Below are 12,177 nucleotides of genomic sequence, written 5' to 3' on the forward strand. Positions count from 1 at the left end.
TCCGTCACCGAGGGGGGCCACGTGACCATCGCAGCCGAGGAATCCGCTCCGCCCGCCTGGCGGCTGCTGCTCGGATACGTGCGGCCGCACCGGTGGGCCCTGCTGGGCGGTGCCCTGCTCTCGCTGCTGACCGGCGCGACGGGGCTGATGCTGCCGCTGGTGGCGCGGGAGCTGATCGAGGACCTCTCGGCCGACCGGACCGTCACCGGCGCCCTGCTGCTGATGTCGGCCCTGGTGGTCGCCAACGCCGTACTGGGCGGGCTGGGTTCGTACGTACTGCGGCGCACGGCGGAGTCGGTGGTGCTCGGGGCACGGCGCTCGCTGTCGTCGTATCTGCTGCGGCTGCGCATAGCGGCCGTGGACCGCACCGAGCCGGGCGATCTGATGGCGCGGATCACCTCCGACACCACGCTGCTGCGGGAGGTCACCACCGATTCGCTGGTCGGTCTCGGCACGGGCGGGCTGACACTGATCGCGACCGTGGTGCTGATGGGCTTCGTGGACCCGGTCCTGCTGGGTGTCACGCTGGGGGTGATCGTGGCCGCGGGGACCGTGCTCGGCCTGATCGTGCCGCGGATCAACCGCGCCTCCCGGCGGGCGCAGGACGCGGTCGGCGTGATGGGTGCCTCGCTGGAGCGGGTGCTGGGCGCGCTGCGCACGGTGAAGGCCTCCGGGGCCGAGCCCCGGGAGGAGCGCACGCTGCACGAGGCCGCCCGGGAGTCGTGGCGGCAGAGCGTGCGCGCCGCCAAGTGGTCGGCCGCGGCGGGGAACACGGCCGGTCTGGCGATGCAGATCGCGTTCATCACGGTGCTCGCGGTGGGTGGCGCGCGGGTGGCGACGGAGGCCATCGACATCGGGACGCTGGTGGCGTTCCTGCTGTTCGTGTTCTACCTGATGGCGCCGATCCAGCAGGTCGTCGGAGCCGTCACGCAGTACCAGGCGGGCAGTGCCGCCCTCGCCCGGATCCAGGAGGCGCTGCGGCTGCCCGCCGAACCGGCGGCCGGGCCCGCGGAACTGCCCGGTCCGGGCACGGCGCCCGCCGCGCTCGCCTTCGAGGACGTCCGGTTCCGGTACGCCGACGACCTGCCCCACGTCCACCACGGGGTGACGTTCGACGTGCCCGCACAGGGCATGACGGCGTTCGTCGGCCCGTCCGGCGCGGGCAAGACCACCGTCTTCTCCCTCATCGAACGGTTCTACGACCCCGAGAGCGGCGTGATCACCTTCGACGGCCGGGACCTGGCCGACTGGCCGCTCGCGGAGCTGCGGGCGGCGATCGGGTACGTGGAGCAGGACGCGCCGGTCCTGTCGGGCTCGCTCCGGGACAACCTGCTGCTCGGCAGTCCCGGGGCGGACGACGACACGGTGACCCGGGTGCTGAAGACGACCCGGCTGGACGGTCTGGTGTCCGGGCTGCCGGACGGTCTCGACACCCTCGTCGGGCACCGCGGCACCAAGCTGTCCGGCGGTGAGCGGCAGCGGGTGGCCATCGCGCGCGCCCTGCTGCGCCGGCCCCGGCTGCTGCTGCTCGACGAGGCCACCTCGCAGCTCGACGCGGTGAACGAGGCGGCGCTGCGGGACACCGTCGCCGACGTGGCCCGCACGACGACGGTGCTGGTGGTCGCGCACCGGCTGTCCACGGTGACGATGGCCGACCGGATCGTGGTGATGGACGCGGGCCGGGTCCGCGCCGTGGGCACGCACCGGGAGCTGGTGACCACCGATCCGCTGTACGCGGAGCTGGCGGCGACCCAGTTCCTCGCCACGGGTGGATGAACGCGGCCGGAAGCGCGACTCGGGACTTGCCCTGCCCGCCGGGCCGGAGGACGCTCGAAGGAGAGGCCGTCTCGGCCCGCCGGAGGTCCGGGTCGCGGCCTCGACGGGAGGTGGTCATCATGACAACCGCGGCACAGTCCGGCTTCGGCACGGACACCCTGCGCCGGGGCATCGAGGCGGACACGTCCGCGGGGCTGGCGGCGCTGTACGCGGACGACGCGGAGGTGCGCATCGTCGACCGGAACACCCAGCCCAGTAGCCCCAAGGTGCTGCACGGCCGGGACGAGATCGCCGCGATGCTCGACGACGTCTACAGCCGCGACATGACGCACTCGCTGGAGGCGTGCGTCGTCCAGGGCGATCACGCCGCCTACTGCGAGAGCTGCCGGTACCCGGACGGGGTGCGGGTGCTCTCGGAGTCGATGCTCACCCTGCGGGACGGGAAGATCACCGGTCAGACGATGATCCAGGCCTGGGACGAGTAGCCCCGCGCCCCGTTCCCGCGGCGGTCGTGTGCCGTCGGGACGCGGGTCGGCATACCGGACGTCGCCCGTGCCGGCGTACCGCGGCAGCGGCACGCCGGCACGGGCGGGCGGTGATGCGGGCGGTGTGGGCGCGGAGGACGGCGGGTGTGGAGGGCGGCGTCCGTCCGGGGGTCCGGAACTCACGGTGTCCGCGGTCTTGTGAAGACCGGGAACCGTCCTTACTTTGCAGTAAGTTGATTCCGTGGGACCGGTGTTCGGATTTCCGCCTCGCCTTGACATGTCCCACTCACCCCCCACCGCAGAGGAGAGAGCAGTCATGCCGCTCCGCAGAACCAGGCACCTGTGCGTCCTCGCCGCCCTCACCCTGACCGTCACCGCTCCGGCGTCCGTCGCGAGTGCCGCCGGCGCTGCCCCGGACCCCTCCGCCGCCCTGCGCGAGGTGCTGTTCGTGGGCAACAACTGGGACGGAACCGCCGACGTCATCGAGTCCACCGGCGACTTCGCGAAGATCGGCCGGATCGACGTCGTCCCCGACAAGGCCGAGCGGATGGCGGAGATCAACGCCGATCCGATCCGCTGGATCTACTTCATGGCCATCAGGAGCAGCGTCGGCGAGGGCCACGACCAGTTCGTCGACGACATGTACTCCACCCCGGACGGCGCCTCGGTGGTGGTGTCCCGGCCGAGCTTCGCCGACGTGGTCTCCCTGGACCTCGCCACCGGAGCGGTCAACTGGCGCTTCCCCGTGTCCGGTTACCGATCCGACCACATGGCCGTGTCCCCGGACGGCAGGCGCGTCGCCGTCTCCGCCTCGACCGCCGACAAGGTCCACGTCCTGGACATCGCCACCGGGAAGGAGCTCGGCTCGTTCGCCACCGGTGCCAAGCCGCACGAGAACATCTTCAGCGCCGACGGCCGGCACATCTGGAACATGTCCATCGGCGAGGTGAACACCGCGCTCGACGCGACCTGGCTGGACTGGACGAAGGGCGACCGGCGCATCACGGTCGTCGACGCCACCACCTTCGAACGGGTCGAGGTCATCGACATGCGCGAGCGGCTCGACGCGATCGGCCTGAAGGACTACTCGGACGCGGTCCGCCCGGCCGCCTTCTCCCCCGACGAGTCGAAGCTGTACTTCCAGGTCTCCTTCTTCAACGGCTTCTTCGAGTACGACGTCGCCACCGACCGGATCACCCGCACCAAGACCCTGCCGAAGAACCCGGCCACCAGTAACGACCGCACCACCTGGGTCAACGACTCCCGACACCACGGCATCACCATGAAGCCCGACGGCACGAAGCTGTGCGTCGCGGGCACCATGGACGACTACGCGACCGTGGTCGACCGGGCGACCCTGCGGGAGGGGCCGCTGGTCACCGTGTCCAAGCCGTACTGGGCGACGGTCAGCGGCGACGGGAAGTCCTGCGTGGTCTCCGAGAGCGGAGCCGACCGGGTCACCGTCATCGACTTCGCGACCGGCGGGAAGACCGTCTCCGTACCCGTCGGCGACCACCCGCAGCGGGTGCGTCTCGGCCATGTGGAGACCGGCTGGACGGGTACGCCGGGCACCTGACCGGAACGGCAGGGCGGCACGGGCGCGCCGTCGGGCGCCACGGAGGACGGCGCGCCCGCGGCTCGGCGGAGAATTCGGGAGAAAAAGGGTGTGTGAGCCGTGAACAGGAGGGTAGTCGCCCCGGTATCACCTCCGACCGTGGGAAGGAGGTCCGTGAGAGCGCACATACTCGCAGCGCCCGGGCCGCTTCCACCGAGACGAAGCGGCCCGGACCGTCAGCGCCGGGGCAGCCGGTGGAGGTCCACCTCCGTCAGCCGGCCGGCGGCGATCACGGCGGTCATGTAGGTGCAGTGGGGCTGCCGGCGGCGGTCCGTCGGAGAGCCCGGGTTCAGCAGACGCAGCCCCGTGGGCGCGGTGGTGTCCCACGGGATGTGACTGTGCCCGAACACCAGGACGTCGGCGTCGGAGAAGCGCGCCGCGCACCGTGCGTCCCGCCCCCGGGCGGGTCCCGTCTCGTGGACCACCGCGAAGCGCAGTCCGCCGAGTTCGGCGTACGCGGTCTCGGGCAGCCTGGCACGCAGCTCCGGCCCGTCGTTGTTGCCGTGGACGGCGACGAGTCTGCGGCTGCGGCTCTCCAGCAGGTCGAGGGTGTCGGTGTCGACCCAGTCCCCCGCGTGGAACACGACGTCCGCGCGGGGGATCTCTTCGAGCAGCGGCTCCGGGAGCCGCTTGGCGCGTGTGGGCAGGTGGGTGTCGGACATCAGCAGCAGTCGCACGCGTCACAGCCTAGGTCCGCCGACGGCCCGGGGCGGGCGGGACGGCCCGTTCGGGCCGTCCGTCCGCCAGGGGGTGTCTGACACCCCCTAGTCCTCGCCCCTCACTATGTTCGTCTCCGGCCCCGTGTCCGGGGCGGGGGCGGGCACGGCGCGCTCCACGGCGGGCAGGCAGGTCCGCAGCGGTTCCTTGCCGCGCAGTCGCCGCGCACGCGCCCATCCGGTCTCCGGCCGGCGGAGCCGGGGCTTGTCGCTGATCTCCGGTATCACGACGCATCATCTTCCTTCTGCTTCCGCTCGCCCTCGGGTCCCCGGCACGGCGGCACGCAAACCCTCCGCCGTCGCACACGCCACCAGGTCCTCAACTCGCCCATCTCCAGGCCGATTTCCTCCGCGCAGCCGGAAGGCTCACGGTCGGGCCGGGCCCACGCCGGTGCCGGTGGGGGTCACCGGCACCGGGGCGTGACGGCGAGGTCAGCGCACGACGAACTCCGCCCACACCTGCTTTCCCCCGCTGACCGGAAGCGTGCCCCAGTCCGCCGACACGGCCTCGACGAGCAGGACGCCCCGGCCTCCGGTGGCCTCCCAGCCGATGCTGGTGGGTTTCACCGGGGTGCGGGGCGAGGCGTCGGCGACCGCGAGGCGCAGCCGGCCTCCCACCAGGGTGAGGTCGAGGCGCACCTGGCCGTCGGTGTGCACCAGGGCGTTGGTGACCAGTTCGGAGACGGCGAGCAGGGCGGCGTCGATGTCCTCGGTCACGCCCCAGGAGCGCAGCGTGCGCCGGGTGAAGCGACGGGCGTGGCCGACCGCCTGGGGCACCCGCCACACCGTCCAGCTCTCCCGCAGCGGGCGCGCGGTCATGCCGTCGTAGCGCAGCAGCAGCAGGGCGACGTCGTCGCTGCGCGGAGCCTTGCCGAGCAGGGTGTCGGCGACCGGTCCGAGATGGGCGGGGTCGGCCTCGGACAGCAGCCGCGCGAGGCGTGCCATGCCCTCGTCGATGTCGGTCCCGGGCGACTCGACCAGGCCGTCGGTGGTGAGGGTGATCATCGTGCCGGGTTGCAGCCGTATCGGGCTCATGGGGAAGTCGCCCTGCCGGACCACCCCGAGCGGAGGGCCGCCCTCGGCCTCCGCGATCTCCGTGCGCCCGTCCGGGTGGCGCAGCACCGGCGGGAGGTGACCGGCGCGTACGCACCAGGCGAAGCCCTCCTCCAGGTCGACGTCGACGTAGCAGCAGGTCGCGAAGAGGTCGGTCTCCATGTCCATGAGCAGCCGGTTGGCGTGGGACACCACCACGTCCGGCGGGTGCCCCTCGACGGCGTAGGCGCGCAGCGCGGTGCGCATCTGGCCCATGAGGGTGGCGGCGCCGGCGTTGTGGCCCTGGACGTCGCCGATGACGAGGGCGACGTGGTTGTCCGGCAACGGGATCACGTCGTACCAGTCGCCGCCGAGTTCCAGGCCCGCGGTGCTGGGCAGGTACCGGGCGACGGCGACCGCGCCCGGCAGCCGGGGCAGCCTGCGCGGGAGGAGCTGGCGCTGGAGCATGCCGACCAGTTCGTGCTCGGCGTCGAAGGCGCGGGCCCGCATCAGGGCCTGTCCGGCGAGGCCGGCGGCCGCGGTGAGCAGGGCGCGCTCGTCGGCGCCGAAGTCGTGCGGGGCGTCCCAGCCGATCAGACAGGCGCCGGCCATGCGGTTGCCGGCGGGCAGCGGCAGCACGGCCAGACCTCCGGGCCCGACACCGGCGAGGGCGGGCTCCAGCGGTGAGCCCGCCGGCCACATACCGGCGCGGCCCTCCCGCAGGGCGGCGGCGAGGGTGGGCATGGTGCGCACGGGCGCGTCGGGCCACTCGCTGCGCCACTCCGCGCGCCACAGCTCCGGCCACGCCTCCGGCTCGGGCGGGTCGAGGACGGTGACGACGAGCCGTTCGCTCTCCAGCTCGGCCAGCGCGATCCGGTCGGCGCGCAGCGGCCGCCGCAGCGCGGCGACGACGGCCTTGCCGACGTCGCGGACGGTGACCGCGGTGGCCAGGGCGGCGGCGAGCCGCTGGACGCGGGCCACGTCGGTGATGTCGGAGCGCAGCGTGGAGGCGTCCGCGACGGAACCCGACAGCCGGGCCGGGCGCCCCTCCCCGCCGGGCATCAGCCGGCCGCGCAGCCGGACCCACTTGGGCGGCCCGCCGGGCTGGAGCACCCGGAACTCCAGTTCCCGCTCGCCGATCGTCATGTGGTCGGCCTCGACCACGGACATCAGCGCGGGCAGGTCCTCGGGCACCGTCAGGCCGAGCAGGGTCTCCACCCGTCCGTCGAACTCCTCGGAGTCGAGGCCGAACAGCTCCAGGACGTCGGGGTCGACCCGGATCCGGCCGGTGTCCATGGCCAGGCTGAAGCCGCCCGGCGGCAGCTCCGCGCCGTCGGCGGCCGCGGGCGGCGCGGGGAAGGCGACGGCGGCGGCCACGAGCCCGAGGCAGTCGCGGTCGTCGGTGTCGAACCCGCCGGGGCGCTCGCCGATCGCGAGGAGGCAGCCGCCGCCGTTCCGGCGCACGGGCAGGGCCGCCAGGTGGAAGTCGCGGCGGGGCACCCGCCTCGACCGGGCCTGCGCGGCGAGGTCACGCGGTCCCAGCCACACCGGCCGCCCGCGGTACGCCTCGGCCACCGGGGAGTGCTCCGCGAGGGGGTAGCTGTCACGCACCCCGCACAAGGTCCTCGGCACCCCGGCGGACTCCGCCAGACAGAGCGCCTCCCCGTCCGCGCTGGGCGCGTACACGCCGACGAACGCGGCGCCGGCGAAGACGAGGGCCTGCTCCAGGATCGTGCGCACCCGGCCGGGTGCGTCCGCGTCGGCCGCGATCACCGCGAGGGCACTTTCCGCGCGCAGCGTTCTCGTGCTGCGTCCCGCAGCGCCCTCACCGACCACGTTGGCCATTACAGCGCTTGTGGGACACCGGCGCAGCCCCTGGGAGCGTTCGGAGGCGGTCCGGCTCGCCGCTCGCTCCGGGCGATCTCGACGGCGGGCCGCGACGACACGTACGCGGGCCGGGCGCGGTGCTGGGCCGCGCCGACGGGCCGTGACCGCTGCGGTGTCCCCCCGGCGCGCGGCCTCTTCCCCCGCCGCTCGTCGTGCGCGACGGCCCGGCAGGGAGGAGATTGGGTCGCGGGGCGAGGCCCTGCGAGGAGGTGGTCGACGTGTCCGAGGGGCAGTCGTCCGCGCAGGCGTCGGCGGGTGCGCGGACGCCGGTGGGGCGCCCGCTGCTGTCGCTGACACTGGCCTCGATGATGGACGAGGTGCACGCGCACTCGGGGGCGGTGTACCTGCTCTCGCCGGACCTCCCGGTGCTGGAGATGGCGGTGATGGCGGGGCTGCCGCGCGCCTTCGCGGCGCCGTGGGAGCGGGTGGGGCTGAGCGCGCCGATCCCGGTCGCCGACGCGGTGCGCGACCGGCGGCTGGTGTGGGTGGGCGGCGAGGAGGAGATGGCCCGCCGCTATCCCCGGATCGCCATGGTGCTGCCGTACCCCTTCGCGCTGGCCGCGCTGCCGGTGGCGACCGCGACGAGGGCGTACGGCGCGGTGTTCGTGACCTGGCCGGGGACCCGTCCGCAGGAGTTGTCCGACGCGGAGCGGGACCATCTGACCGCCGCCTGCGACCGGCTGGCGGTGCGGCTGGAGCGGGCCGCCGAGCAGAGCCTGCCCCTGGCGGGCGAGCCGGACTTGCCGGCCGCGCCGCTGGTCGGCGACACGGCCGGCACACTCGGCTCGCTGGAGGCGGCGCGGATGGTGTCGCGGCTGCCGTACGGGCTGTGCTCGCTCGATGTGCACGGGCGGGTCGGCTTCGCCAACGCGGCCGCCGCCGAACTGCTCGACGTCCCGGCCGGCCGGCTGCTCGGCACCCATCTGTGGGCGTCGGTGCCGTGGCTGAACGACCCCGTGTACGAGGACCGCTACCGGGCCGCGCTGCTCAGCCAGCACGTCACCTCGTTCGTCGCGCTGCGGCCGCCCCACGAGTGGCTGTCCTTCCGGCTGTATCCGAGCACCACCGGCCTCAGTGTGCGGATCACCCGGGCGCGCGCGGTCGCGGAGACGAACCGCTCCGCGCCGCCGCCCGTGGGGGCGGGCACCCGGCTGGTCACCATCAGCCAGGTGCTGGGCCTGGCCGGTGCGCTGACCGAGGCGGTCGGGGTGCAGGACGTGGTGCAGCTCGTCGCGGACGAGGTCGTCCCGGCGGTGGGCGGCCAGGGGCTCGTGGTGCTCGGCTCCCGGGCGGGCCGGCTGCGGGTGCTGGGGCACCGCGGGTACGCCGATCCGGAGGTCGTGGAGCGGTACGACGGGATGCCGCTGTCGGAGCCGACCCCCGGCGGCCAGGTGCTGCGCACGGGCGTACCCGCGTTCTTCGGGAACCGTGCGGAGATCGAACGCCTGTATCCCGCGCTGGTGCGCCTGTCGGACTTCTCGGCGTGGGCGTACCTGCCGCTGATCGCCTCGGGACGGCCGGTGGGGACGTGCGTGCTGTCCTACGCGTCCCCGCACCACTTCGCCACGGAGGAGCGGGCGGTGCTGACCAGTCTGGCCGGGCTGATCGCCCAGGCGCTGGAGCGGGCCGTGCTCTACGACGCCAAGCACCGGCTCGCCCACGGGCTGCAGGAGGCGCTGCTGCCGCACACACTGCCCCCGCTGGCCGGGATCGAGGCGGCCGCACGCTATCTGCCGGCGACCCAGGGCATGGAGATCGGCGGCGACTTCTACGACCTGGTTCCGGCGCAGGGCATGGCGGCGGCGGTGATCGGGGACGTGCAGGGGCACAACGTGACGGCGGCCGGGCTGATGGGCCAGGTCCGCACCGCGGTGCGCGCCTACACGACCGTCGGGCAGGCCCCCGAGGACGTCCTGCGGAGCACCAACCGGTTGTTGCTGGAGCTGGGTTCGGATCTGTTCGCGAGCTGTCTGTACCTGCGGCTCGATCCGGCGCACGGGCGGGCCGTGATGTCCCGCGCGGGTCATCCGCCCCCGCTGCTGCGCAGGCCGGACGGGCGGGTGCGGGTGCTGGACCTGGCCGGCGGTCCGCTGCTGGGGATCGACGGTTCGGCGGCCTATCCGTCGACCGAGGTGGACCTCTCCCCCGGCTCCCTGCTCGTTCTGTACACCGACGGGCTGGTGGAGTCCCCGGGGACGGACTTCGAGGACGCGCTCGCCGACCTGGGCCGGCGACTCACCGACCTCGGTGACCTGCCGCTGGACGACCTGGCCGACGCGCTGGTCCAGGACGGCGCGGCCGCGGAGGGCCGGCCGGACGACGTGGCGGTGCTGCTGCTCAGGGCAGTGCCGCCCGACTGAGCCGCGAGCAGTTCCTTCGGCCGCCGTCCGGGAAGCGTCCGCGGGAACGGCGGATACGCCGGGAACGCGGTGCGGACGGCCGGGGCACGGGGTCCGCGCCGCGGCGGCCCGGTCCCGTCGCACGTAGGGGGGCGGAACCGGGCCGGGGTCGCCCCGGGTGGGAGCGTCAGTGGGTGTCGGTCAGTCGGGAGTCGCCCCCGGCGTCCTGCCCGGCTCCGTGGCCCGGGCCGGCCTCCTCACCGGCGCCCGCCCGCTCGCCACCGGCGTCCTGACCGCCCGCCTGCTCGCCGCCCGCCCGGTCGCCGGCGCCCGCCGCGCCGTCGGCGCCGAGGGTCGCGCCGACCGCCGCGAGGGCCGTGGTGACCGGCTGGAAGAACGTCTCGCCGCCGGAGGCGCAGTCGCCGCTGCCACCCGAGGTCAGGCCGATGGCGAGGCCGTCCCGGGTGAACATCGAGCCCCCGCTGTCACCGGGCTCCGCGCACACGTCGGTCTGGATCAGACCGGTGACCGTGCCCTCCGGGTAGTTCACCGTGGCGTTCAGACCGAGCACCCGCCCGTCGGCGAGCCCGGTGGTGCTGCCCATCCGGAAGACCTCCTGTCCGACGGTGGCCTCCGCCGCCCGCGAGATCGGGACCACCTGGTTGCCGACGTCGACGTCGCTCGGCGCCTGGGTGGCGGGATCGTCGTAGGTGACGAGAGCGAAGTCGCCCTCGCCCGGGAAGACCGCCTGGTCGACCGTGGCGATCGGCTGCCCGCCCTGTGCGTCGGACCACTGGTCACCCCCGGCGGCGCAGTGACCGGCCGTCAGGAAGGCGGGGGTGCCGTCGCCCGCGGTGACGTTGAAGCCGAGCGAGCAGCGCGCACCGCCGGAGAAGATGGCGTCGCCGCCGGACACGAACGTCCTGAAGGTGCCCGCGGACTTCTTGATGGTCGCCATCCCGGAGCCGAGGCTCTCGACGGTGGACTCCAACCGGTCCCACTTGTCCCCGGTGACCGTGCTGTCCGCGGTGACAAGGATCTTGTTGGTGCGCGGGTCCACGGCCCACGAGGTGCCCGGGATGGTCGCCTCCGACTTCAGCGTCCGCGCCCCCGCCTCCAGTTCGGTCATGCTGTTGTCGACCTCGCGGACGGCGGCGCCCGCCTGCTCGGCCCGCACGACGACGGTGTCGTCCTCGCCCGCCACGACGTTGACGACGAGTTGCTTGTTCCCGCCGTCGTAGTAGGCGCCGGCGTAGGCGTCGCCGAGGAGCCCCGCGAGTCGTGAGGCGAGATCCGAGGCGTCGCCCGCCTTCAGGGTCCTGGGCGCCGCGGCCGTCTCGTCCGACGCGCCGTCCTGCGAGGCGTTGGCGTGGGGCAGCAGAATGGCGGCGGCTCCGAGCGCCACCGCACCGCCCACCGCTATCGCGGCCTTGCGCTTCGGCATTCGCTTGTGACTCAAACTACTCGACCTCCTGGGGGGACCGGCGTGGTGCCGCTGTGCGGCGTCAACGGGGGGCGCCTGGATGGCTGTTGGTACGAGCGGGGCCCGGAGCGCGTTCAAACCCCACCCAGCCTTCACACAACGTGACGGGCCGCGCACGTAACGTCGACTCCGGGAAGCGGAACGGTGACTTCAGCGAATCTGCACAGCGCATGCCCAGCGCGGTCACCGGAGCCGGTGTCCGCACGGGCGCCGGAGGGCCGGGGCACGGCATTGGGTCCGGCTTGCCGGAATCCGGCCGGGCGACGCAAGTGGCGGGACGGGACGATGCCGTGAGCCATGTGAAGAAGTCGCCGCCGCGCCGTGCCCGACTCTGCACGCTTGGGCGCCGGCCGGCCGCACATCCCCTGATGGGACGTCTGATTGATTGGAAGCCCGCATCGGCGGCGTGCTTTGATCCATCGCACCGCAAGGCCGATGCGGGCTCCCGGAGACGGGCGTCCGGCGCCTGCGGCCCGCGGCTTTCGTCTGTCCCCAGAGGGGCCGCTCCCCTTGTGACATTCCATACGAAGGGAAGTTCCGACATGAACTCCACCCCCCAGGTCCAGACCGTCGAGATCTCCGACGCCGACCTCGACAACGTCTCCGGCGGCCTGTCCGTGAACGCCGTGAACACCCTCACGGGCGCGGTGGACGGCATCGCCCCGGTCTCCGGCCTGGTCGACACGGTCGTCGGCACGGTCGAGGGCGCCACCGGTCTGAACACCGCCCCGGTCACGAACCTGGTCGCCGGTCTCTGATCGATCCCCCGCGTCACCGAGTCCCGGAGCCGCCCCCCGGCTCCGGGACTCCGTGGTGCGTGTGAAGTTCCCCGTCACCACGCACA

9 protein-coding genes are annotated in these 12,177 nt (G+C 73.7%); 5 read left to right on the plus strand and 4 right to left on the minus strand.

The features are described 5' to 3' along the window. Nucleotides 1-21: 21 nt before the first annotated feature. From IE172_RS21620 to IE172_RS21630, 3 genes are all read left to right on the plus strand, one after another. Entirely contained in the window at nucleotides 22-1,776 is a 1,755-nt protein-coding gene (locus IE172_RS21620) for an ABC transporter ATP-binding protein (RefSeq protein WP_190098931.1), read from the plus strand. A gap of 119 nt (nucleotides 1,777-1,895) precedes the next feature. Next, entirely contained in the window at nucleotides 1,896-2,261 is a 366-nt protein-coding gene (locus IE172_RS21625) for a nuclear transport factor 2 family protein (protein WP_190098932.1), read from the plus strand. A gap of 316 nt (nucleotides 2,262-2,577) precedes the next feature. Further along, complete coding sequence (locus tag IE172_RS21630; RefSeq protein WP_190098933.1) at nucleotides 2,578-3,837, plus strand: YncE family protein; 1,260 nt, start codon at nucleotides 2,578-2,580, stop codon at nucleotides 3,835-3,837. A gap of 215 nt (nucleotides 3,838-4,052) precedes the next feature. On the opposite strand, the gene IE172_RS21635 is transcribed toward IE172_RS21630, so the two are convergent. From IE172_RS21635 to IE172_RS21645, 3 genes are all read right to left on the minus strand, one after another. Continuing rightward, nucleotides 4,053-4,553 (minus strand): metallophosphoesterase family protein, encoded by a 501-nt coding sequence (locus tag IE172_RS21635; RefSeq protein WP_190098934.1) that lies wholly within the window; start codon nucleotides 4,551-4,553, stop codon nucleotides 4,053-4,055. An 87-nt stretch (nucleotides 4,554-4,640) separates the two neighbouring features. After that, nucleotides 4,641-4,820 carry a hypothetical protein gene (locus IE172_RS21640; protein WP_190098935.1) on the minus strand — a complete coding sequence of 60 codons (180 nt, stop codon included), beginning with the start codon at nucleotides 4,818-4,820 and terminating at the stop codon, nucleotides 4,641-4,643. 204 nt (nucleotides 4,821-5,024) lie between these two features. Further along, complete coding sequence (locus tag IE172_RS21645) at nucleotides 5,025-7,469, minus strand: SpoIIE family protein phosphatase (protein ID WP_190098936.1); 2,445 nt, start codon at nucleotides 7,467-7,469, stop codon at nucleotides 5,025-5,027. Nucleotides 7,470-7,720: 251 nt separating this feature from the next. Between IE172_RS21645 and IE172_RS21650 the strand changes: the two genes are divergently transcribed. After that, the gene (locus IE172_RS21650; RefSeq protein WP_190098937.1) at nucleotides 7,721-9,871 is read left to right on the plus strand and encodes a PP2C family protein-serine/threonine phosphatase; all 2,151 of its coding nucleotides are present in this window, start codon (nucleotides 7,721-7,723) and stop codon (nucleotides 9,869-9,871) included. Nucleotides 9,872-10,037: 166 nt separating this feature from the next. On the opposite strand, the gene IE172_RS21655 is transcribed toward IE172_RS21650, so the two are convergent. After that, nucleotides 10,038-11,309, minus strand: a complete 1,272-nt coding sequence (locus IE172_RS21655) for a S1 family peptidase (protein WP_229886253.1) — start codon at nucleotides 11,307-11,309, stop codon at nucleotides 10,038-10,040. 566 nt (nucleotides 11,310-11,875) lie between these two features. Here IE172_RS21655 and IE172_RS21660 point away from each other — a divergent pair. Further along, nucleotides 11,876-12,091, plus strand: a complete 216-nt coding sequence (locus IE172_RS21660; protein WP_190098938.1) for a type A2 lantipeptide — start codon at nucleotides 11,876-11,878, stop codon at nucleotides 12,089-12,091. Nucleotides 12,092-12,177 lie beyond the last annotated feature (86 nt).

The sequence above is a fragment of the Streptomyces griseoflavus genome (assembly GCF_014649995.1).
GTDB classification, from domain to species: domain Bacteria; phylum Actinomycetota; class Actinomycetes; order Streptomycetales; family Streptomycetaceae; genus Streptomyces; species Streptomyces griseoflavus.

Excerpts from the sequence above, each read along its gene's own strand:
- IE172_RS21625 (WP_190098932.1), top strand. The coding sequence starts at position 1,896 with ATGACAACCGCGGCACAGTCCGGCTTCGGCACGGACACCCTGCGCCGG.
- IE172_RS21630 (WP_190098933.1), top strand. The coding sequence starts at position 2,578 with ATGCCGCTCCGCAGAACCAGGCACCTGTGCGTCCTCGCCGCCCTCACC.
- IE172_RS21645 (WP_190098936.1), bottom strand. The coding sequence starts at position 7,469 with ATGGCCAACGTGGTCGGTGAGGGCGCTGCGGGACGCAGCACGAGAACG.
- IE172_RS21660 (WP_190098938.1), top strand. The coding sequence starts at position 11,876 with ATGAACTCCACCCCCCAGGTCCAGACCGTCGAGATCTCCGACGCCGAC.